This is a genomic window from Kitasatospora sp. NPDC057692, from assembly GCF_042799475.1.
In the GTDB taxonomy this organism is placed as follows: domain Bacteria; phylum Actinomycetota; class Actinomycetes; order Streptomycetales; family Streptomycetaceae; genus Kitasatospora.
In genome coordinates, this window is record NZ_JBHVIV010000036.1 from 13661 (window position 1) to 35624 (window position 21964).

Annotated in this window: 19 protein-coding genes and 1 pseudogene; 11 read left to right on the forward strand and 9 right to left on the reverse strand. The window is 75.0% G+C overall.

All coding sequences use genetic code 11. From position 1 onward, the window contains the following. Positions 1-129 precede the first annotated feature (129 nt). Positions 130-954, forward strand: coding sequence for a formate dehydrogenase accessory sulfurtransferase FdhD (gene fdhD / locus ACFVFS_RS21035; RefSeq protein WP_380626111.1), 825 nt, complete (start codon positions 130-132; stop codon positions 952-954). 5 nt (positions 955-959) lie between these two features. On the opposite strand, the gene ACFVFS_RS21040 is transcribed toward fdhD, so the two are convergent. After that, the gene (locus tag ACFVFS_RS21040; protein ID WP_380626112.1) at positions 960-2165 is read right to left on the reverse strand and encodes a macrolide family glycosyltransferase; all 1206 of its coding nucleotides are present in this window, start codon (positions 2163-2165) and stop codon (positions 960-962) included. Between the two features lie 126 nt (positions 2166-2291). Between ACFVFS_RS21040 and ACFVFS_RS21045 the strand changes: the two genes are divergently transcribed. Further along, positions 2292-2900, forward strand: coding sequence for a TetR/AcrR family transcriptional regulator (locus ACFVFS_RS21045; protein ID WP_380626113.1), 609 nt, complete (start codon positions 2292-2294; stop codon positions 2898-2900). 13 nt (positions 2901-2913) lie between these two features. On the opposite strand, the gene ACFVFS_RS21050 is transcribed toward ACFVFS_RS21045, so the two are convergent. The 4 genes and pseudogenes from ACFVFS_RS21050 to ACFVFS_RS21065 form a co-directional block, all read right to left on the reverse strand. After that, the gene (locus ACFVFS_RS21050) at positions 2914-3270 is read right to left on the reverse strand and encodes a hypothetical protein (RefSeq protein ID WP_380626114.1); all 357 of its coding nucleotides are present in this window, start codon (positions 3268-3270) and stop codon (positions 2914-2916) included. 759 nt (positions 3271-4029) lie between these two features. After that, positions 4030-5166: pseudogene (locus ACFVFS_RS21055) on the reverse strand (diguanylate cyclase domain-containing protein); the annotation flags it as partial. A 451-nt stretch (positions 5167-5617) separates the two neighbouring features. Next, complete coding sequence (locus ACFVFS_RS21060; protein WP_380626115.1) at positions 5618-6904, reverse strand: adenylate/guanylate cyclase domain-containing protein; 1287 nt, start codon at positions 6902-6904, stop codon at positions 5618-5620. An 85-nt stretch (positions 6905-6989) separates the two neighbouring features. After that, a complete protein-coding gene (locus tag ACFVFS_RS21065; RefSeq protein WP_380626116.1) occupies positions 6990-7889 on the reverse strand; it encodes a biotin--[acetyl-CoA-carboxylase] ligase in 900 nt (299 codons plus the stop codon). 235 nt (positions 7890-8124) lie between these two features. On the opposite strand from ACFVFS_RS21065, the gene ACFVFS_RS21070 reads away from it, so the two are divergent. From ACFVFS_RS21070 to ACFVFS_RS21095, 6 genes are all read left to right on the forward strand, one after another. Next, complete coding sequence (locus ACFVFS_RS21070; RefSeq protein WP_380626117.1) at positions 8125-9714, forward strand: acyl-CoA carboxylase subunit beta; 1590 nt, start codon at positions 8125-8127, stop codon at positions 9712-9714. Between the two features lie 35 nt (positions 9715-9749). Further along, positions 9750-9971 carry an acyl-CoA carboxylase epsilon subunit gene (locus tag ACFVFS_RS21075; protein ID WP_380626118.1) on the forward strand — a complete coding sequence of 74 codons (222 nt, stop codon included), beginning with the start codon at positions 9750-9752 and terminating at the stop codon, positions 9969-9971. A gap of 173 nt (positions 9972-10144) precedes the next feature. Further along, positions 10145-10270: a morphogenic membrane protein MmpB gene (mmpB, locus tag ACFVFS_RS21080; protein ID WP_376141433.1), complete on the forward strand. Its 126-nt coding sequence runs from the start codon at positions 10145-10147 to the stop codon at positions 10268-10270. Positions 10271-10316: 46 nt separating this feature from the next. Further along, positions 10317-10916 carry a nucleoside triphosphate pyrophosphatase gene (locus tag ACFVFS_RS21085; RefSeq protein WP_380626119.1) on the forward strand — a complete coding sequence of 200 codons (600 nt, stop codon included), beginning with the start codon at positions 10317-10319 and terminating at the stop codon, positions 10914-10916. Between the two features lie 144 nt (positions 10917-11060). Continuing rightward, positions 11061-11837 carry a hypothetical protein gene (locus ACFVFS_RS21090; RefSeq protein WP_380626120.1) on the forward strand — a complete coding sequence of 259 codons (777 nt, stop codon included), beginning with the start codon at positions 11061-11063 and terminating at the stop codon, positions 11835-11837. A 243-nt stretch (positions 11838-12080) separates the two neighbouring features. Then, on the forward strand, positions 12081-13853 hold the full coding sequence (locus ACFVFS_RS21095) for an acetyl/propionyl/methylcrotonyl-CoA carboxylase subunit alpha (RefSeq protein WP_380626121.1): 1773 nt from the start codon (positions 12081-12083) through the stop codon (positions 13851-13853). Positions 13854-13984: 131 nt separating this feature from the next. Here ACFVFS_RS21095 and ACFVFS_RS21100 read toward each other — a convergent pair whose 3' ends face one another. Continuing rightward, the gene (locus ACFVFS_RS21100) at positions 13985-14956 is read right to left on the reverse strand and encodes a DeoR/GlpR family DNA-binding transcription regulator (protein ID WP_380626176.1); all 972 of its coding nucleotides are present in this window, start codon (positions 14954-14956) and stop codon (positions 13985-13987) included. Positions 14957-15192: 236 nt separating this feature from the next. Further along, entirely contained in the window at positions 15193-16647 is a 1455-nt protein-coding gene (locus ACFVFS_RS21105) for an NAD(P)H-quinone dehydrogenase (RefSeq protein WP_380626122.1), read from the reverse strand. 78 nt (positions 16648-16725) lie between these two features. On the opposite strand from ACFVFS_RS21105, the gene ACFVFS_RS21110 reads away from it, so the two are divergent. Further along, positions 16726-17163, forward strand: a complete 438-nt coding sequence (locus ACFVFS_RS21110; RefSeq protein ID WP_380626123.1) for a gamma-glutamylcyclotransferase — start codon at positions 16726-16728, stop codon at positions 17161-17163. Between the two features lie 13 nt (positions 17164-17176). Here ACFVFS_RS21110 and ACFVFS_RS21115 read toward each other — a convergent pair whose 3' ends face one another. Then, complete coding sequence (locus ACFVFS_RS21115; protein ID WP_380626124.1) at positions 17177-18025, reverse strand: hypothetical protein; 849 nt, start codon at positions 18023-18025, stop codon at positions 17177-17179. Between the two features lie 232 nt (positions 18026-18257). Between ACFVFS_RS21115 and ACFVFS_RS21120 the strand changes: the two genes are divergently transcribed. Together ACFVFS_RS21120 and ACFVFS_RS21125 are read left to right on the forward strand one after the other, a co-directional pair. Further along, positions 18258-19079 carry a purine-nucleoside phosphorylase gene (locus ACFVFS_RS21120; RefSeq protein ID WP_376095441.1) on the forward strand — a complete coding sequence of 274 codons (822 nt, stop codon included), beginning with the start codon at positions 18258-18260 and terminating at the stop codon, positions 19077-19079. A 301-nt stretch (positions 19080-19380) separates the two neighbouring features. After that, positions 19381-21105: a phospho-sugar mutase gene (locus ACFVFS_RS21125; RefSeq protein WP_380626125.1), complete on the forward strand. Its 1725-nt coding sequence runs from the start codon at positions 19381-19383 to the stop codon at positions 21103-21105. 71 nt (positions 21106-21176) lie between these two features. Here the strand turns inward: ACFVFS_RS21125 and ACFVFS_RS21130 are convergent, their stop codons facing one another. After that, entirely contained in the window at positions 21177-21863 is a 687-nt protein-coding gene (locus ACFVFS_RS21130; protein WP_380626126.1) for a PH domain-containing protein, read from the reverse strand. Between the last annotated feature and the right edge of the window lie 101 nt (positions 21864-21964).

Consider the following 21964-nt stretch of genomic DNA (forward strand, 5'->3'; position numbering starts at 1 on the left):
GCGCGGTGGAACGTCGGCCACCGCACCGACCGGTCACCTGGATTTTCGGATATCCCGTCCGGTGGCGCACTCTGTGGGGAGGCGGACGGCACGGTGCCGGACGCGGCGGGCGGAGAGGCGGACCTGGCGATGACGCGGGCGACGGCACGGCGGCGGGTGCTGCGGCTGCGCGGGGACGGGCGCACCACCCGGCCGGACGCGCTGGCCGCCGAGGAGCCGCTGGAGATCCGGCTCGGCGGCGAGCCGCTCACCGTCACCATGCGAACCCCCGGCCAGGACTTCGACCTGGTGGCGGGCTTCCTGGTCGGCGAGGGCATCGTCCACACCGCTGAGGACCTCGCGGCGCTGCGCTACTGCGCCGGCACCGACGAGAACGGCGCCAACACCTACAACGTGGTCGACGCGACGCCGCGCGGCGGCGCCCGGCCCCTGCCGCTCTCCGCGCACCGCAACCTGCTCACCACCAGCGCCTGCGGCCTGTGCGGGCGGGACACCGTGGACGCCGTGCGCACCCACGTCCGCCACCCGGTCGGCGACGACCCGCTGACCGTCCCGCCCGCACTGCTCTACGGGCTGCCGGACCGGCTGCGCGCCGCCCAGCGGACCTTCGACTCCACCGGCGGCCTGCACGCCGCCGGACTGTTCGACGGCCGCAGCGGCGAGCTGCTCTGCGCCCGCGAGGACGTCGGGCGGCACAACGCGGTGGACAAGGTGGTCGGCTGGGCGCTGCGCGCGGGCCGGCTGCCGCTGACCGGGCACGTGCTGCTGGTCAGCGGCCGGGCCTCGTTCGAACTGACCCAGAAGGCGGCGCTGGCCGGGGTGCCGCTGCTGGCCGCCGTCTCGGCACCGTCCTCGCTCGCCGTGGACCTCGCCGAGGAGCTGGGCCTGACCCTGGTCGGCTTCCTGCGCGGCGAGGGCGCCAACGTCTACACCCGCCCCGACCGGATCGGCTGACCGGATCAGCCGAGCGCGGCCCGCGTCAGCTCCGCCTCGACGAGGTCCGCCGCCCGCGCCGTGCCGCCCTCGGCCCGGACCTCGGCGCGCAGCTCCGCCAGCCGGCCGGCCACCGCCGGGTCGCCGGTCAGCTCCAGCAGGGCGGCGCGCAGCGCGCCGGCCGTCGCGTCCTCGGTGTCCAGCCGGCGGGCCACGCCGAGCGCCACCAGCGAGTCGGCGTTGGCGAACTGGTCGACCGCCTGCGGCACCGCGATCATCGGCACGCCGTGGAACAGGCCCTCGCTCGCGCCGCCGGTCCCGGCGTGGGTGACGAAGGCGTCGGCCTGCGCCAGCACGTCGAACTGCGGCACCCACCGGTGCACCTCGACGTTGCCCGGCACCTCGCCCAGCGCGGCCGGGTCGGTGTGCTTGCCGATCTGCAGGACGACGTGCCAGCCCGGCAGGTCGCCGAAGGCCTCCGTACACGCCCGGTAGAAGGCCGGCCGGTCGGTGAAGGCCGAGCCGAGCGAGACCAGCAGCACCTTCTCCGCGCCTTCGGGCCGCTGCCAGTGCCCCTGGTGCGAGCGGTCGCCGAAGCACTGGCCGACGAAGGTGATCCGCCCGGTGTCGACCCGGTCCGCGTTGGGCTGCAGGGCCCGAGGGATCAGGGCGAGCGCGCGCTCGGGGCGGTTCTTGAAGCGGTCGACGTCCCGGACGGCGGCACCGGCGCCGGCCAGCCAGTCGCCGAACCGCCGGTAGTGCTCGGGGCCGCCGGGGCCGGTGCGGAGCGCCTCGAAGACCTCGGCCATGTCCTGCTCGATGCCCTCCCAGCCGACCATCGTGGGCGAGAGCTGGAGCAGCGGCACGCCGTGCGCCTCGGCCACCGCCCGGGCGGCGAAGGCGCCGATGTCGTGCAGCACGAGGTCGGGCCGGTCCTCGGCGAAGAGCTCGCGCAGGACCGGCGTCATGGCGACGGCGTCGTCGAGGAAGACCTCCTGGACGGCGACCGGGTCCTCCGGCCACCCCGAGGGGTCGTCGGCGAGCGGCAGCGCCGTCGGGTACGGGACGAACGCGGCGCCCGTGGCGGCGACGGTCCCGGCGAAGGACGGGTCGTTGACGTAGCTGACCCGGTGGCCCCGGGCGACGAGCTCGGCGATCACGGCGAGGCTCGGGTTGACGTGGCCGTGGGCCGGGATGGAGGCCATGACGATGTGGGCGGAGCGGCGGGTCATCTCGGCGTTCCCTTCGACGGTGCGAGACGAGACGTTTCGTCTCGCTGACGTCCCATAAGAATGCGCCCCCGGGAGGGCGCTGTCAAGACGATACGCATCGTCTCGCCGGATCGTAGGATGGCCCCCATGGCCAGACCGCAGAGCGCCCCCGACCCCAGCCGCCGCAACGAGCAGAGCCGCGCCGCGATCCTCACCGCCGCCGGCGAGCTGGTCGCCGAGATCGGCTTCGGCAAGCTCACCATCGAGAAGATCGCCGCCCGCGCGGGTGTCGGCAAGCAGACCATCTACCGCTGGTGGCCGTCCAAGGGCGCCGTCGTCTTCGACTCCTTCCTCGCCGCCAACGAGAACGCCTCCGGCAGTCTGGCCCTCCCCGACAGCGGGGACCTCGACGAGGACCTGCGGGCCCTGCTGCGGGGCACCGTCCTCGAACTCGCCGACCCCGCCTTCAACCGGACCGGACGCGCCCTCGCCGCCGAGGTCCTCACCGACCCCGACCTGCTGCGCGAGTACCGCGAACGGCTGCTGGACCCGCTGCTGGAGGTCACCCGCGACCGCCTGCGGGCCGCCCGGGAGGCCGGGCACCTGCGGGCGGACACGGACCTCGACCTCGCCGTCGAACTCCTCTACGGTCCGCTGTACTACCGCTGGCTGCACGGGCTCGGCCCGCTGGACGCCGGCTACGCGGACCGGGTGGCGGCGGCCCTGCTGGCCGCGTTCGGCACCACCGGCGGCTGAGCCGCGCCCGGGCTCAGGACCGGTTGCGGCGCCGGAGCAGCAGCACCACGGCGATGACCGCCACGACCACCACCAGCACCACGACGGCACCGATGATCAGGGCCAGGAACTTGCCGAGGCCCTTCTTTTTCTTCTTCTTCGACTTGTCCTTGGCCAGCTGGGCGGTGATGTGCCGGTTCGCCGCCGCCCCGGCCCGGCCGGCCTGCGCCGCGTGGGCCGTACCACCCGCCACCGCGCCGCCCGCCACCGCGCCCACCGCCCCCGCTCCCGCCGCCGTCCGCGGCGCGGCCACCGCCGCCGAGGCCGCCGGAGCAGCGGCCAGCGCGGTGCCGCCGAAGGCGAGCACCGCGGAGAGAACCAGACCCGTCAACCGAGCGCGCACAGGAATCAACCCCCGACATCCGACCCGGCGGCGCCCCGACGGCCCGCCGACCGCGGACACCCTCCCACGCGGACCCCGCCGCGCCCACCCCCGCGACCGGACCGCGACCCGCTCGGGACAGACCGGTCACCGAAGCTCCACACTCCCCCGGCCGGACCCTCAGCCCTCCGGCGGGGAGGCCGGGCCGGCCAGGGCCACCGCGGCCAGGGCGCGCAGGGCGGAGGCCACCTGCCCGAGCGGCAGGGTGGCGTCGTCGGCGAACAGCTCCAGCAGCCAGCCGCCCGCCACGTTCTGGCCGCCGGCCGCGACCATGCCGCGGTAGCCGGAGACCACCAGCATCGCCTCCTCCGCCGGGTCGTTGCCCGCCGCGCCCGCGCGCAGCGCGAAGGCCCCGCCGCGCACGGCCCGCCGCGTCATCGGGTAGTGGCGCAGGTCGAAGACGGCGTCCGGGGCCTCGATCTGGGCGCGCTGGGTCTCCGCCCGGGTGCTGCTCGGCCCGCTGGTCATCCGGTAGACGGCGTGCCGGGCGGTGCGCATCAGCTGCGAGCCGGGCGGCACGTACGAGATCCACCAGCCGACCGCGTCCAGCAGCCGGGCCGAGGTCTCGGCCACGATCGTGAGCTTGCCGATGGTGTCGGCCGGATGCACGGCCCGCACCGCGCCCTGCCGGTCGAGCGCGGCGAGCACCGCCGTCAGCAGCTGCCCCGGGTCGGCGCTGTGCGCGGCGCCGCGGAACCGCCGCCGGTCCCCGGCCCCGGGACGGCCGCCGGGGCGGAACCGGCCGTCGCCGCGGTGCTGCGGCTCGGCGGCGTCGGCCAGCAGCACCGTCGGGTCGGGCGCGAACCCGGGACCGTGGCTGCGGCCGGCCACCACGGGGTGGGCGGCCCGGGCGGCCTTGGCCCGGTACTGGGCGGCGTCGGCGAGCCGGAACAGCCGGTCGGGGGTGGTGACGGGGCCGATCGAGTCACCGGTGGAGGCGACCCCGCAGGCCACCCCCTCGCCCTCGGCCAGGGCCAGCGCCCGGGCGCACAGCTCCTCGGCGACGGCCACCACCTCGTCCGCCTTCTGCCCCTCGACCAGCAGGCAGAACTCGTCGCCGCCGAGCCGGGCGGCGAGGCTGCCGGGGAGCTTGGCGGCGGCCAGCGACAGCTGGTGGGCGAACCGTTCCAGCAGCCGGTCGCCGACCTCGTGGCCGAGCTGGTCGTTGACCCGCTTGAGGCCGTTGACGTCGCAGACCACCAGGGAGACGACGGTGTTGTCCCGGTTGTGCGCGGCCAGCGCGTTCTCCAGCCGGGCGTCCACGGCGCGCCGGTTGGCGAGGCCGGTGAGCGGGTCGGAGAAGGCGAGTCTGCGCAGGTCGGCGAGGCGTTCGGTCTGGGCGAGGCCGGCCGAGATCTGGGCGGCCAGCAGGGTCGCGTAGTCGGCGTCCGCCTCGGTGAACGCGGCCGTCCCGGCGGTCCGGGCGAGATAGAGCTCGCCCCAGGCCTGCCCGTGCAGCACGATCGGCGCGACCACGCAGCAGGCCCGGCCGCGCCGGCGCAGCGCGGCGGCGCGCTCCTGGCAGTACGCGCCGGCGGTCGGATGCGCGTGTCCGGCGTGCGGCTGGCTGTTGTCGGCCGTCTGCACCCAGGCGCGCGGCAGCCGCCCGGTCGTCCAGCGCTCCTCCAGGTACGTGACGATCTCCGGGAAGTCGGCCACCGGGTAGGACTCGTCCTCGGGCAGCTCCTCCTCGCCCGGGGCGAGTTCGCCGTGGTTGACCAGGACCCGCAGCCGACCGGACTCGCGGTCCCAGACCGAGACGGCGGCCATCGTCGCGCCGAGCGCCTCGGTGGCGCGGACGGCGGCGGCCCGGACGGCCTCCAGCGGGGTGAGCGCGCCGGCCATGTCCTGGGCGAGTTCGACCACGGCCCGCAGCCGCGCGTCGGTGGCCGGGGCTCCGCCGCCCGCCGTCCCCGCCCCGGGCTCGGGCACGGCGGGCGGCGGCTGCTGGGTCCGGCCGCGGTCCGTCATGATCGCCTCACTGCTCACCGGCTCGCCTCGCTCCCTGTGCCCGGTCCTGCTGGTGGCCCACCCGGACGCCCGCGTCGGCGGGCGGGGCCGTGCCCGCGCCCCGACCGCTCTCCTACCCGTCCGGCGGCGCCGCCCCGCGGCCGATCGCACCGAGGCGCCTGCACCAAGACTATGGCGGTTTCGTTCGGTTATGCCCCGTTTTCGGCGCGGCACCCGCAAGACCGCGCAGCCGTCCGCCCTTCGGCGTGTCGCTGCTCGTCACGGTGTGTCACGATGCCGGGCGCGGACGGCGCCCCCCGCGGTCCCTCCGGGGGCGGGGTCCGGTTCAGTCGGTGCGCGGCCGACGGGAGAGCAGCCAGGGCTCGACCAGCCCGAGCCCGCGCACCGGCCGGCGCCACATCGGCTGGAGATGGAACCGGTGTGCCGCGTCCGGCCCGGGGACCGACGGGCCGGGCGGCGGCATCCCGGCCGCCGCCGACAGCGCCTCGGCCAGGCCCGGGCCGTCCGTGTCGGCCGGTGCGACGCTGCCGTTCTGCTCCAGCGCGGCCGCGAACTCGCCGTCGATCAGCACCGCGTCCTTGGGTGCGATCGAGGTCAGCCGGCTGGCCAGGTTGACCGTCGTGCCGAACACGTCGCCCATCCGCGAGGTGACCGCGCCGAAGGCCATGCCGACCCGCAGCGCGGGGATGGTGTCGTCCTCGGCAAGCGCCTCGATGAGGCCGAGCGCGATGCCGGCGGCGGTCACCGGGTCCTCGGAGACGAAGAGGATCTCGTCGCCGAGCGTCTTGATCACCCGGCCGCCCTGTCCGGCGATGAGGTCGGAGCAGGTGTTCTCGAAGGTCTCGACCAGCTCGCCGAGCTCCTCCTCCTCCAGCCGCCGCGACAGCCGGGTGAAGCCGACCAGGTCGGCGAAGCAGACGGCGAGCCGGCCGCTGGTGATCTCGTGGTCCTCGGCGGCCTGCACCACCCGGCCGGTGACGGCGGCCAGTTGCCGCCGCCAGACGTACACCAGGAACTGCTCCAGCTCCGGCAGCAGCAGCTCGACCAGCGGGTACGCGACGTCGGCGCGGGTCAGGCCGGGCTCGACGGACTGGGTGAGGTTCTCCAGGAAGGTGTCCATCTGCCAGCCCGCCAGCCGGGCGGTGGTCTGGCCGGTGGACCGGGCCACCTGGATCGCCATCGACTCGCTCAGCAGGCCCGACTCGACCAGTCCGGCCAGCCGGCGCAGTGCGATCACGTCACCGTCGGTGAGCGCCCGGGACTGCCCGATGTCCGGGAAACCCATCGCCCGCCAGAAGCGGGTGGCCAGCTCCATCGGGACGTCGGCGGCCCGGGCGGCCTGGTACGGCGTGTAGCGGCGGGGCGCGTCCAGGATCAGGCGTTCGAGGTCGAGGGCGACGGTCTGGTCGTCGGAGCCCGCCGGGCCGCCGTTGCCTCCGGCGCCGTTGCCGCCGCCGCTGCTGCCGTCCTCTGCCACCGGTCCGTCCCCGTGCGGTCGCCGCACTCGCCTCGTGTCCTGCGTGTCCGGCGCGCCCGCCACCCGGCGGGCAGTGGCGCGCCTCACACTGCTGCCAGGTGGAATGTTCGCACGGAATCGCGCGATCCGGGGCATCCGCCCGGGTCAAGGGGAGGTAAGGGGACGCACGGGGCGCCCGTCCGGCGCACGGCACCGGCTCCCGCCCGGCGCGCGGGCGCGACTACCCGGCGACGCGCGGCTCCGGGCGCACGTGGACGACGTCGCCCGCGCCGACCGCCTGCCGGGCGCCGTCCGGGGTGCGGACCACCAGCCGGCCGTCCCCGTCCACCGCGACGGCCTCGCCGCGCAGCTCGCGGTCGCCGGGCAGCAGCACCTTCACCTGGCGGCCCAGCGTGGTGCAGCGGGCCGCGTAGGCGCGCAGCAGGCCGCTGCTGTGCGGGTCGCCGGCGGCGGCCGTCCACTCCCCGTACAGCTCGGCGAACTCCCGCAGCAGGGCGCGCAGCAGGGTGGACCGGTCGGTGACGGCGGCGCCGGCCAGGGCGAGCGAGGCGGCGGTGGGGACGGGCAGTTCGGCGGCCCGCAGCGAGACGTTGAGGCCGAGGCCGGCGACCACCGCGCCGCCGGCCAGCTCGGTGAGGATGCCGCCGAGCTTGCGCTCCGCGCCGTCGACCTCCACCTGGAGGTCGTTGGGCCACTTCAGGCCGACCTCGACCTCGGCGACCCGGCTCAGCGTGCTCGCGGCGGCGACGCCGACCAGGATCGGCAGCCAGCCGTACCGTTCGACGGGTACCCCGTCCGGGCGAAGCAGGACGGAGAGGAAGAGGCCGGAGCGGGCGGGGGCGCTCCACTGCCGCTCCAGTCGGCCGCGTCCGGAGTTCTGGGCCTCGGCGACCAGCACCGCGCCCTGCGGGGCGCCCTCGCGGGCGCGGGCGGCGAGGTCGGTGTTGGTGGAGCCGGTCTCCTCGACGACGTCGATCGAGGTCCAGAGCCCGCCGGGACGCAGCAGGTCCCGGCGGAGCCCGGCGGCGTCCAGCGGCGGGCGGTCCAGGTCGGTCCACGGCGACGGCCCGACGTGGCCGAGGCCGCGCAGTCCACTGCGGCGGGGGGTGTCGGAGGTCATGCGGCTCACCCTAGGTCGGGTGGCCGCAGGCCGCCCCATCGTCCCCCACAACCGGCGTCGACCACACTGTGTCGCTGGCCATAACGCTCGGACGTTACGTCGGCCCCCCGCGCTGGCTACGCTACCCAGCGGTAGTTCGTTGTGCCGCCCTGCACCCCTCGTCCGCGCCGGCCCCACCCGGCCCGCGCGCCCTCGAAAACAGGTCGCGGCCCAGGATGCAGGGAGAGCCACCGGAATGACCGAGGCGCCGCACGACCCGCACACCACCGCCGGAAAGCTCGCCGACCTCCGGCGCAGGATCGACGAGGCGGTGCACTCCGGCTCCGCCAAGGCGGTGGAGAAGCAGCACGCCAAGGGCAAGCTGACGGCCCGCGAGCGGGTCGCGGAGCTGCTGGACGAGGACTCCTTCGTCGAGTTCGACGAGTTCGCCCGGCACCGCTCGACCAACTTCGGCCAGGAGCGGAACCGGCCGTACGGGGACGGCGTGGTCACCGGCTACGGCACCGTCGACGGCCGTCAGGTCGCCGTGTTCGCCCAGGACTTCACCGTCTTCGGCGGCTCGCTCGGCGAGGTGTTCGGCGAGAAGATCGTCAAGGTCATGGACTTCGCGCTGAAGACCGGCTGCCCGGTCATCGGCATCAACGACTCCGGCGGCGCCCGGATCCAGGAGGGCGTGGTCTCGCTCGGCCTGTACGGCGAGATCTTCCGCCGCAACGTGCACGCCTCCGGGGTGATCCCGCAGATCTCGCTGATCATGGGCCCCTGCGCGGGCGGCGCGGTCTACTCCCCCGCGATCACCGACTTCGTCGTGATGGCCGACCGGACCTCGCACATGTTCATCACCGGCCCCGACGTGATCAAGACCGTCACCGGCGAGGACGTCGGCATGGAGGAGCTGGGCGGCGCGCGCACCCACAACACCAAGTCCGGCAACGCGCACTACCTGGCCGCGGACGAGAAGGAGGCGGTCGAGTACGTCAAGAGCCTGCTGTCGTACCTGCCCTCCAACAACCTCTCCGACCCGCCGTCCTTCCCGGAGGAGGCGGACCTGTCCGTCACCGACGAGGACCTCGAACTCGACACCCTGGTGCCGGACTCGGCGAACCAGCCGTACGACATCCACCGGGTGATCGAGCACGTCCTCGACGACGGCGAGTTCCTGGAGACCCAGCCGCTGTACGCGGGCAACATCGTCACCGGCTTCGGCCGGGTCGAGGGCCACCCGGTCGGCATCGTCGGCAACCAGCCGATGGACCTGGCCGGCTGCCTGGACATCGCCGCCAGCGAGAAGGCCGCGCGGTTCATCCGCACCTGCGACTCGTTCAACATCCCGGTGATCACCTTCGTCGACGTGCCCGGCTTCCTGCCCGGCACCGAGCAGGAGTGGGACGGCATCATCCGCCGCGGCGCCAAGCTGATCTACGCCTACGCCGAGGCGACCGTGCCGCTGATCACCGTGATCACCCGCAAGGCCTTCGGCGGCGCGTACGACGTCATGGGCTCCAAGCACCTGGGCGCCGACCTCAACCTGGCCTGGCCGACCGCGCAGATCGCCGTGATGGGCGCGCAGGGCGCGGTGAACATCCTGCACCGGCGGGAGATCGCCGAGGCCGAGGCCGCCGGGAACGCCGAGGAGAAGCGGGCCGAGCTGATCACGTCCTACGAGGACACCCTGCTCAACCCGTACCTGGCCGCCGAGCGCGGCTACGTGGACGCCGTGATCGCGCCGAGCGAGACCCGCCGGCACATCGTCCGCGGGCTGCGCGCGCTGCGCGGCAAGCGCGAGGTGCTGCCCCCGAAGAAGCACGGCAACATTCCGCTGTAGTGGTTCCGCGCAGGAGGATGGCGAGAGGATTGAGCATGGCCCCGATCCACGTGCTGCACGGGCAGCCGACCCCCGAGGAGCTGGCCGCCGTCCTGGCGGTGGTCCAGGCCCGGGCCGCCGCCGCGCAGGCCGCCGCCGAGGCCGCCCGCCGCGCCGGCGCCGGCCCGGGCTCCGCCTGGAACGACCGCGCGCGCCGGATGCGCGCCACCCCGCGCCCGGGCGTCAACGCCTGGCGCGCCTCCGGCTGGGCCGGATAGCGCCACGCCCGACGAAGGCCGCCCCCGCCCGGGGCGGCCTTCGCCCGTGTGCGACCCCTCGCACACAGGCTCCGCGCACGGGCTCCGCAAAAGCCCGGATTGCCCCCGAAACCCCCGAAACCTGAGTACGGATACTCAGGCGTCCCACCGGCCCGCCGGAGCACCCTGGAACGATGCTCTGGTCAGACCCCCGCGACGAGCCCTCCCCGGAAGCCCGGCGGATGCAGCGCAGGCTGCACCGGGCCGGGCACGTGCTCGCCGTCCTCGCCCTGCTGATCGCCGTCCTGCTGATGATCTGACGATCACCGGACGACCGCCCCGGAGCCTCCCTCTACCCTGGTGGGCATGACCGACCGCCGCACCCTCGTCCTCGCCTCCGCCTCCCCCGCCCGCCTCGGGCTGCTGCGCCAGGCGGGCCTCGACCCGAAGGTGGTGGTCAGCGGCGTCGACGAGGACGCGCTCACCGCCCCCACCCCCGGCGAACTCGCGCTCGTCCTCGCCGAGGCCAAGGCCCAGGCCGTCGCCGCCGGCCTCGCCGACGGCGAGCTGGTCGTCGGCTGCGACTCCGTGCTGGAGCTGGACGGCCTGGCCCTCGGCAAGCCCGCCGACGCGGCCGAGGCACTGGCCCGCTGGCAGTCGATGCGCGGCCGGGCCGGCGTGCTGCGCACCGGCCACTGCGTGATCGACACCGCCACCGGCCGGCGGTCCTCCGCCACCGCCTCCACCACGGTGCGCTTCGGCACCCCGGACGACGCCGAGGTCGCCGCCTACATCGCCACCGGCGAACCGCTGCACGTGGCGGGCGCCTTCACCCTGGACGGCCGCTCGGCGCCGTTCGTCGAGGGCATCGACGGCGACCCGGGCAACGTCATCGGCCTCTCCCTGCCGCTGCTGCGCGCACTGCTCGCCGAGGTGGACGTCCGGATCACCGACCTCTGGGCCTGACCACCCCGCCAACGACCGGCGACGGCGCGCCAAACACCGGCACAATTGTCGCCAACCACCCCGTTGATAACCTCATTTGATGCACGCTAGAGGAGCGTCCGGACAACATCGCCGCTCCGGAGCGACGGGGGAGGTGGCGAGCGGATGACCGACGGTCTGCTCAACGTGGTGCTGGGCCTGGTGGCCAGCGCGATCAGTGCCGCACTCGGCTGGCTCGGCCAGAGCCTGCGCCGAAGACGCCGGCTGGACCGGGCCAGGGCCTTCCTCGGCCTGCCCGCCGGCAGCGAGTGCCTGATCGTGGTCAACCGCAGCATCGGCACCGGCGCGCACCCCCGGACGGTCACCCGGCGCGACGCCTACGCGCTGATGGAACTGGCCGCCCTGGTGAAGGAGTGCGGCGCGCACGCCGACCTGGTGGCGCACGACGCCGCCCCGCGCGGCCTCGGCACCAGGACCGAGCTCTGCTTCGGCGGCCCCGTCTCCAACGAGCGGATGGCCGCCCACCTGGCTTGGGGCCTGCCCGGGGTGACGATCTCCAGCGACCACGCCGTCCTGGACAACACCATCACCGTCGGCGGCCGCTCCTACACCGCCGACCTGGAGGCCGGGGAGTACGTCCTGCTGGCCCGGCTGGCCACCCCCGGGGACGGCCGCCCCGTCTTCCTGATCTCCGGACAGACCGGCATCGCCAACCACGCCGGTGTCCGCCACCTGGTGACCCACCACCGCCGGCTGGCCCGCCGCTACGGCACCGACGGCACCTTCGCCCTGCTGCTCAAGGTGGTCAACCCGGCCGCCTACGGCCCCGACGTCGTCGAGCAGGTCGCCGACGTCACCGACCGGGCCCTGGAGCGCGGACCGACCCCGCCGGGCGCCTCCGCGCCGGGCGCCCCGGCCCCCGCGACCGCCGCCACCGCTTGAGCCCCGCTCGCGGAGCGCCGGAGTGTGGCCAAGCCCACCGCCGCGCCACGCCGCCCCCGTCACCGAGTGCTGACGCCGGGCCTCCGTGACCGCACCCACCACCACCTGCGAGGACTCCCGTCGGGCCGCCCACCGCCCGCCCGGGCGCATCACCCTCCGTGTGGGATAGTTCACAACCTGGGGCTACTCGCCGGTACTGCCCAGGAATCCATAAACTCAACGAGGTTCAAGAAGGGAGCCACAGTGCGCAAGGTGCTCATCGCCAACCGCGGGGAAATCGCCGTCCGCGTCGCCCGTGCCTGCTCGGACGCCGGTATCGCCAGCGTCGCCGTCTACGCCGAGCCGGACCGGGATGCGCTGCACGTCCGCGCGGCCGACGAGGCTTACGCGCTGGGCGGCGACACCCCCGGCACCAGCTACCTGGACATCGCCAAGGTCCTCCAGGCCGCCGCCGACTCGGGTGCGGACGCCGTCCACCCCGGCTACGGCTTCCTGTCGGAGAACGCCGACTTCGCCCAGGCCGTGATCGACGCGGGCCTCACCTGGATCGGCCCGCCGCCGCAGGCCATCCGCGACCTCGGCGACAAGGTGACCGCCCGGCACGTGGCGCAGCGCGCCGGTGCCCCGCTGGTGGCCGGCACGCCGGACCCGGTCTCGGGTGCCGACGAGGTCGTCGCGTTCGCCCAGCAGCACGGCCTGCCGGTCGCCATCAAGGCGGCGTTCGGCGGCGGCGGCCGCGGCCTGAAGGTCGCCCGCACGCTGGAGGAGATCCCGGAGCTGTACGAGTCCGCGGTGCGCGAGGCGGTCGCCGCCTTCGGGCGCGGCGAGTGCTTCGTCGAGCGCTACCTGGACAACCCGCGGCACGTCGAGACCCAGTGCCTGGCCGACAAGCACGGCAACGTGGTGGTCGTCTCGACCCGTGACTGCTCGCTGCAGCGCCGGCACCAGAAGCTGGTCGAGGAGGCGCCCGCGCCGTTCCTGACCCCGGAGCAGAACGCCGAGCTGTACCGGGCGTCGAAGGCCATCCTCAAGGAGGCCGGCTACGAGGGCGCCGGGACCTGCGAGTTCCTGGTGGCGCTGGACGGCACGATCTCCTTCCTGGAGGTCAACACCCGTCTGCAGGTCGAGCACCCGGTCACCGAGGAGGTCACCGGGATCGACCTGGTCCGCGAGATGTTCCGGATCGCGGACGGCGAGGAGCTCGGGTACGACGACCCGGAGGTGCGCGGCCACTCGTTCGAGTTCCGCATCAACGGTGAGGACCCCGGCCGCAACTTCCTGCCCGCCCCGGGCACGGTGACGCTGTTCGCGCCGCCGTCCGGTCCGGGCGTGCGGCTGGACTCGGGCGTGGAGACCGGTTCGGTGATCGGCCCGGCCTGGGACTCGCTGCTGGCGAAGCTGATCGTGTCCGGCCGCGACCGCAGGCAGGCGCTGGAGCGGGCGAAGCGCGCGCTGGCGGAGTTCAAGGTCGAGGGCATGGCGACGGCCATCCCGTTCCACCAGGCGGTCGTCACCGACCCGGCGTTCGCGCCGGAGGTGCACGGCGGCGACGGGCCGTTCAAGATCTTCACCCGGTGGATCGAGACCGAGTTCGACAACACCATCCCCGCGTTCGCCGGTGCGGCCGGCGAGGGCGAGGAGGCCGAGGGCCGGGAGACCGTGGTCGTCGAGGTCGGCGGCAAGCGGATCGAGGTCTCGCTGCCGTCCTCGCTGGGCGTCTCGACCGCTCCGGCGGCCGGTGCGGGGGCCGCGAAGGCCAAGCGCCGGGTCGGTGCGAAGAAGGCCGGTTCGGCGGTCAGCGGTGACGCGCTGGCGTCGCCGATGCAGGGCACCATCGTCAAGGTCGCGGTCGAGGAGGGCCAGGTCGTCGCGGAGGGCGAGCTGATCGTCGTCCTGGAGGCGATGAAGATGGAGCAGCCGCTGAACGCGCACAAGGCGGGCACCGTCGTCGGCCTCAAGGCCGAGGTCGGGGCGAGCGTCTCCAGCGGCGCGGCGCTCTGCGAGATCAAGGACTGACGCCTCCCGCGTCGTCCGCCGCCGGTCCGTACACCCTCGGGTGTGCGGACCGGTCGCGTTCTCGGCGGTGGTGCGGGGGCGTACGGGCGGTACGGGATCGCACAGGCGGTGCGAGCGGTGCGGCCGGGCGGTCAGCGTCCGCGCGGGAGGCCGAGTTCGGCGAGCCTGGCCTGCATCGGCCCGCCCGGGCCGGCCGGTCCCCCGGGGCCGTGCACGCCCGGGCGGCGCTGGCCGGGCAGCGGGGCCCCGCCGCCGGGGGGCGGCGGGACGGCGCGGCGGGCCAGCGGGCCCGGCTGGGGCTGGTGGACCGGGCCGCTGCCGGTGCCGTGCACCGGGGCGTCGCCGGACGGCGGGGAGCCGAGCGGGGCGAGGTCGATCTGCACGCCGCAGTCGGCGAGCGCGTCCAGCTCGCGGGCGGTGGCGTCGTCGGCGGTGGCGTGCTCGTCGGTGACCAGGCGGGTGATGGCCTCGGTGGGGACGGTCTGGAACATGCTGTCCGCGCCGAGCTTGGTGTGGTCGGCGAGGATGATCACCTCGGCGGCCGACTGCACCAGGGCCCGGTCCACGCTCGCGGAGAGCATGTTCGTGGTCGACAGGCCGCGTTCGGCGGTCAGTCCGCTGCCCGAGACGAAGGCCTTGGTGACTCGCAGCCCGTGCAGGGACTGCTCGGCGCCGCTGCCGACGAGGGCGTAGTTGGAGCCCCGCAGGGTGCCGCCGGTCATCACCACCTCGACCCGGTTGGCGTGCGCGAGCGCCTGGGCGACCAGCAGCGAGTTGGTCACCACGGTCAGCCCGGGCACCCGGGCCAGGCGCCGGGCGAGTTCCTGCGTGGTGGTGCCGGCGCCGACCACCACGGCGTCGCCCTCCTCCACCAGGCCGGCGGCGAGATCGGCGATGGCGCTCTTCTCGGCGGCGGACAGGTGGGTCTTCTGCGGGTAGCCGGGTTCGCGGCTGAAGCCGCCGGGGAGCACCGCGCCGCCGTGCCGGCGGTCGAGGAGCCCTTCTGCCTCCAGGGCCCGTACGTCGCGGCGCACGGTCACTTCGGAGGTCTGGACGACGCGGGCCAACTCCCGGAGCGAGACCGCTCCGTTGGCGCGCACCATTTCGAGGATCAACTGGCGACGTTCTGCTGCAAACACAGAACCGACGGTAACCTGCGTGACCGTCTGCTTTCAGGCGTTTGCTGCTAGTAGCGGGAATTGCTCACGGCGGAGCGGCGCGTGACCGTACAATGCGCGCCGTCGGTGATCCGGGACTGCGCCCGCCGTCCGGGTGATGCCCGGGACCGCGCGAAGGGCGGCCGCCGGCCGGCGACCGCCCCCAACTGAGCGCCCTGGGCTCAGGATTCGCCCGATTCGCGCTTGCGGATGTGGAGCTGGCGGGCGGCCTCGGCGGTGGAGCCGGAGACCGACGGGTAGACGGTGAAGGCGCTGGCCACCTGTTCGACGGTCAGATTGGCGTCCACCGCGAGCGAGATCGAGTGGATGAGCTCGCTGGCCCGCGGGGCGACGACCACGCCGCCGACCACGATGCCGGTGCCGGGGCGGCAGAACAGCTTCACGAAGCCGTCGCGGATGCCCTGCATCTTGGCCCGCGGGTTGCCGCGCAGCGGGAGCTTGACCTCGACCGCGTCCATCGTGCCGCACTCCACGTCGGCGGCGGTGTAGCCGACGGTGGCGATCTCGGGGTCGGTGAAGACGTTGGAGGCCACGGTCTTGAGGTTCAGCGGCTGCACCGCGTCGCCGAGCGCGTGGTACATGGCGATCCGGCCCTGCATGGCCGCCACCGAGGCGAGCATGAAGACGCCGGTGCAGTCGCCGGCCGCGTAGACGCCGGGGGCGCTGGTGCGGGAGACCCGGTCGACCTGGATCTGGCCCCAGTCGTTGAGCTTGACCCCGGCCTCCTCCAGGCCCAGGCCGGCGGTGTTCGGGATGGAGCCGACCGCCATCAGGCAGTGGGTGCCCTCGATCACGGTGCCGTCGGAGAGGGTGACCTCGACGGTGTCGCCGATCCGCTTCACCGTCTCGGCCCGCGAGCGGCCCATCACGTTCATGCCGCGGCGGCGGAAGACCTCCTCCAGCACCTCGGCGGCGTCCGGGTCCTCGCCCGGCAGCACCCGGTCGCGCGAGGAGACCAGGGTGACCTCGGAGCCCAGCGCCTGGTAGGCGCCGGCGAACTCGGCGCCGGTGACGCCGGAGCCGACCACGATCAGCTCGCGGGGCAGCTCCTCCAGGTCGTAGACCTGGGTCCAGGTGAGGATCCGCTCGCCGTCGGGCTGGGCGTCGGGCAGTTCGCGCGGGTGGGCGCCGGTGGCGATCAGCACGGCGTCGGCGCGCAGCGACTGGACGCTGCCGTCGGGCGCGTCCACCAGCACCTCGCGGGAGCCGTCCGCGGCCTGCCCGCCGGTGCCGAGCCGGCCGCGGCCGCGCAGCACGGTGACGCCGGCCCGGGTGACCGACTGGGTGATGTCGTGGGACTGCGCGATGGCCAGGCGCTTCACACGCCGGTTGACCTTGCCGAGGTCCACGCCGACCACTCTGGCCGGGGTGTCGACGTGGGGGGTGTCGTCGGCGACGATGATGCCGAGTTCCTCGTACGAGCTGTCGAAGGTCGTCATCACCTCCGCCGTCGCGATCAGCGTCTTCGACGGCACGCAGTCCGTGAGCACCGCCGATCCGCCCAGGCCGTCGCGGTCGACGACGGTCACCTCCGCGCCGAGCTGGGCCGCGACGAGCGCCGCCTCGTAGCCGCCGGGTCCGCCACCGATGATCACGATCCGAGTCACGTCAACCATTGTCCCGCACGCCGGGAGCACTGCCACGCCGGGGTCGGGGCTTCTGTCGGATCGGCCGGTGAACGTAGGCTTCCCCCCATGCCCCTTTACGCCGCGTATGCCACGAACCTCGATGCCCGGCAGATGACCCGCCGCGCTCCGCACTCGCCGCTGCGCGGCACCGGGTGGCTGTCCGGCTGGCGGCTCACCTTCGGTGGCGAGCACCTCGGCTGGGAGGGCTCGCTCGCCACGGTGGTGGAGGACGAGAAGGACCAGGTCTTCGTCTCGCTGTACGACGTGGCGCCGATGGACGAGGAGGGGCTGGACCGCTGGGAGGGCGTCCAGCTCGGCATCTACCGCAAGATCAAGCTGCGGGCGCAGACCCTGGACGGCGACGTGCCGGTCTGGACGTACGTGCTGAACGACTACGAGGGCGGCCTGCCCGCGGCCCGCTACCTGGGCCTGATCGCGGACGCGGCGGAGAGCGCCGGCGCCCCCGACGACTACGTGCTGGACCTGCGCCACCGCCCCTGCTGAGCGGGGTCCGGCCTCAGGGCCGCCCCCAGGCCCCGGCCGTGCCGGCCAGGGCCGCGGCCACCCGCGCGCGCCGGACCGGGTCGGTGCGCAGCGGGCCGGCGAGTTCGACGTGGAGCCAGGTGGCGCCGAGGGCGGCGGCGAAGCGGCCCTCGACGTTGGTGGTGCCGGCCAGCCGCCCGCAGGTCTCCCGCCAGGCCCGGCAGACCGTCAGCCCGGCCGCCTCCAGCCCCGCCGCGGTGCGTTCGGCGGCCTCGCCGGCCGTTCCGGCGCCGCTGGAGACCACGGCGTCCGCGCCGGGCAGGCTGCTCCGGTCGAAGCCGTGCAGTTGGAGGCCTGGCAGTCCGCGCGCGGTGAGGGCCCCGACGACCGCGGCGAAGACGGTGTCCTGGCGGTGGGCGACGTCCGCCGATCCGCCGGCGCCGGCCCGCCGGTGGGCGCCGGCGAGGACGAGCACGCCGCCGGGGACCCGTTGGAAGAGTTCGGCGCCGAGGAGCTCGGTGCGGCGGTCGGCGACCGGGTGCGGGACCTGGGCGGACCAGCCGGCCCGGGTGGAGAGGTCCAGGTAGATCCGGCCCCAGCCGCGCGGGTCCGCGCCGGAGGCGTCGGCGATCTCGGCGGTGCGGCGGCCGCTGACCGCCTCGGTGAACTCGGTGAGCCGGTAGCCGGCGCCGGCCAGGTGCCGGTCGGCCCGCTCGGGGTGGCCGTCGACGGCCGACCGGACCCCGTCGGCGACGGCCCGGCGCCGGGCCGGGTCCGGGGCGGTGTACGCGCCGAAGGCGAAGGCGGCGGTGTAGGCCTCGACGCGGGCGGCGAGGTCCGCCGGGTGCCGGGCGCGATCGGGGCCTGCCTGATCCGGGACCATGACCGGAGAGGATAGGGGCGGCCTCCGGGTCCGGGGCCGAGGCCGGGCCGGGCCGGACCGGACCGGACCGGACCGCCAGGGGGCGCAGGTCCCGGTGCGCGGCGGGGTTCCGGGGGCGCCCGGCGCCGGGGCGGCGCGCCGAGCTGTGGGTTCCGGCCGTCCGGGTAACGATCCGGCACGTCGTACCAGGATTTTCTACGCGCGTAGCCGTTTCCCGTCTATCCTCGGACCCGTGAACGCATCTCCTCAGTCGGTCGTCTCCGCCGACCCCTACGCCGCCGCCCAGGCCGCCGCCGAGCGCCTGCGCGAGCTGACCGGTGCCGAGCGCCACGACGTCGCCCTGGTGATGGGCTCCGGCTGGGTGCCGGCCGCCGACGCCCTCGGCGAGACCGTGGCGGAGTTCCCGGTCACCGACCTGCCGGGCTTCCCCGCCCCCGCCGTGGCCGGCCACGCCGGCACGATCCGCTCGGTGAAGATCGGCGAGAAGCGCGCCCTGATCTTCCTCGGCCGCAACCACTACTACGAGGGCCACGGCGTCGCGACCGTCGTCCACGGCGTGCGCACCGCCGCCGCGGCCGGCTGCGGGATCATCGTGCTGACCAACGGCTGCGGCGGCCTGCGCCCCACCTGGCGCCCCGGCCAGCCGGTGCTGATCAGCGACCACATCAACCTGACGGCCGACTCGCCGATCGTCGGCGCGAACTTCGTCGACCTCACCGACCTCTACTCCAAGCGGCTGCGCGAGCTGTGCCGCGAGGTCGACCCGACCCTGGACGAGGCCGTCTACGTCCAGTTCCGCGGCCCGCACTACGAGACCCCGGCCGAGGTCAACATGGCCCGGGTGATCGGCGGCGAGCTGGTCGGCATGTCCACCACCCTGGAGGCCATCGCGGCCCGCGAGGCCGGCGCCGAGGTGCTGGGCATCTCCCTGGTCACCAACCTGGCCGCCGGCATGACCGGCGAGCCGCTCAACCACGCCGAGGTGCTGGAGGCCGGCAAGGCCTCCGCCGAGCGGATGGGCGCGCTGCTGGCCAAGGTCCTGGAGCGGATCTGACACCGGAGCGGGTGCGAACGGCATGAGCGGCGGGGCCCGGGGCGGGTGTGATCCGGTGATCACACCCGGCCGGGCCCCGTCCGCGTCCGCCGGCCCGACACGCCCCGCCGGGCCGGAGGCTCCGCCGCGCCGCCGCGGCGCCGTACGTTTCGTCCCGTCCCCGCCGGGCACCGCGCCCGGCCACAGCCGCCCCTCCGCGCCCGTCCCCCACGTCCGTCTCCCCCCGGCCCGTCCCGCCGGGCCCGGGCCGGGGCACCCTCCCCGGCCGACCACCGACGCACTTCCCGATGGAGCTGCAGCCATGACGCAGGCAACCACCACCGACCTCCTCGCCCGGGCCCGCACCTGGCTCGCCGAGGACCCGGACCCGCAGACCCGCGAGGAGCTCGCCGCGCTGCTCGCCGCCGCCGAGGCCCCCGAGGCCGAGTCGACGGCCAAGCTGGCCTGGGCCGACCTGGCCGACCGCTTCGCCGGGCGCCTCCAGTTCGGCACCGCCGGCCTGCGCGGCGAGCTCGGCGCCGGACCGATGCGGATGAACCGCGCCGTGGTGATCCGGGCCGCCGCCGGCCTGGTCTCCTACGTCAAGCAGCAGGGCCTCGGCGACCTCGTCGTCATCGGCTACGACGCCCGCCACAAGTCCTACGACTTCGCCCGCGACACCGCCGCCGTGGTGGTCGGCGCCGGCCTGCGCGCCGCGCTGTTCCCGCGCCCGCTGCCCACCCCGGTGCTCGCCTTCGCCGTCCGCCACCTCGGCGCGGCCGCCGGCGTCACCGTGACCGCCAGCCACAACCCGCCGCAGGACAACGGCTACAAGGTCTACCTGGGCGACGGCTCGCAGATCGTGCCGCCGGCCGACGCGGGCATCGCCGCCCGGATCGACGCGATCGGCTCGCTCCACGAGGTCCCGCTCGCCGCGAGCGGCTGGGAGACCGTGGACGAGTCGGTGGTCGAGGCGTACCTGGACCGCGCCGCCTCCATCGTCGACCCGCACAGCGCGCGCGACCTCTCGGTCGTCTACACCCCGATGCACGGCGTCGGCCGCGACACCTTCCTGGCCGCCCTGGACCGGGCCGGCTTCCCCGCGCCCACCGTGGTCGCCGAGCAGGCCGAGCCGGACCCGGACTTCCCGACCGTCTCCTTCCCCAACCCGGAGGAGCCGGGGGCGATGGACCTCGCCTTCCGCACCGCCGCCGCGGTCGGCCCGGACATCGTCATCGCCAACGACCCCGACGCCGACCGCTGCGCGGTGGCCGTCCCGGTCAACGGCGACGCCGCGGGCGGCGGGCAGGGCGCGCACGGCTGGCGGATGCTGCGCGGCGACGAGGTCGGCGCGCTGCTGGGCGCCGCGCTGGTCGCCAAGAAGGCCGTCGGCACCTTCGCCACCACCATCGTCTCCTCCACCCTGCTCGGCCGGATCGCCGAGGCCGCCGGGCTCGGCTACGCCGAGACCCTCACCGGCTTCAAGTGGATCTCCCGCGCCGACGGCCTGCGCTACGGCTACGAGGAGGCGCTCGGCTACTGCGTCGACCCGCAGGGCGTGCGCGACAAGGACGGCATCACCGCCGCCCTGCTGATCGCCGAGCTCGCCGCCACCCTCAAGCGCTCCGGCCGCACCCTGGGCGACCTGCTCGACGACCTGGCGCTGGAGCACGGCCTGCACGCCACCGACCAGCTCTCGGTGCGCGTCGAGGACCTCTCGCTCATCGCCGACGCCATGCGCACCCTGCGCGAGCAGCCGCCCACCGCGCTGGCCGGCCTCACCGTGACCCGTGCCGACGACCTCACCGCCGGCTCCGCCGACCTGCCGCCCACCGACGGCCTGCGCTACCGGCTGGCCGGCGACGCCGTCCGCTCGGCCCGCATCGTGGTCCGCCCGTCCGGCACCGAGCCCAAGCTCAAGTGCTACCTGGAGGTCGTCCTGCCGGTCGCCTCCGCCGCCGACCTCGCCGCCGCCCGCACCCGGGCCGCCGAGCTGCTCGCGGCCGTCAAGCGCGACCTCGCCGCGGCCGCCGGCATCACCGTCTGACGGCCCCGGTACGCGGAAGGGGCCCGCCGGTCCGGCGGGCCCCTTCGTCGCGTTCCGTACGCCCCGCGGGCTCAGGCCGCGATCACCGCGATCATCGCGATCAGGCCGGCCAGCGTCGGGGCGATGATCCACCAGCACCAGCGGACCTCGACCGGGCCGGCCGCGTCCGGGTGCGGGGCGTTGCGCTCGGCCATCTCCTGGAGGATGCCGACCACCTGGTCGGACCAGGCCCGGTTGGGGTCGGCGGAGCCCTGCACGCCGGGGCCGGACGGCTCGGCGCCCTGGCCGAAGACCAGGCCGAGCCGGGAGACGTGCTGCGGGCGGCCGGCCCGGTCCTGGGCGCGGGCCGCGCGCTTGCGCTGGCGCAGCGACACCGGCACCGCCCACACCTGGAACTTCCGGCCGTCGGCGAGCAGCTCCACCGAGTAGCCGGCGCGCAGCGCGTCCACGGACGCCCAGGGCGCGGTGATGGTGCGCAGCGGGTTGCGCACCACCAGGCGCCGCGCGTTGGCGCGGACGGCGGGGCGCAGGGTGTAGGCGATCACCGGGAGGGCGAAGACCGGGACGGCGGCCAGCGACACCCACGGCGTCTTGCCGCTGCCGTTCAGGGCCGCATCCCCGATCAGCCACCCCGCCACGGCCAGCAGCAGCACACCGGAGATCACGCCGGGAACGGAGCGGTACACGCGGTCGGCGTACACGGGCTCGCCATCGGAGCCGGCCGGGCCCTGTTGGGGCCTGCCGTCGGAATCGGTCATGCCCACGATTCTGCCCCATGGCCCCCGGTATCCACAGGGGTGGCGATCACACCGCCAGGTCTCGGTCCGGCATCGATGCGTCGCGGCCCTAGCGGTGGACT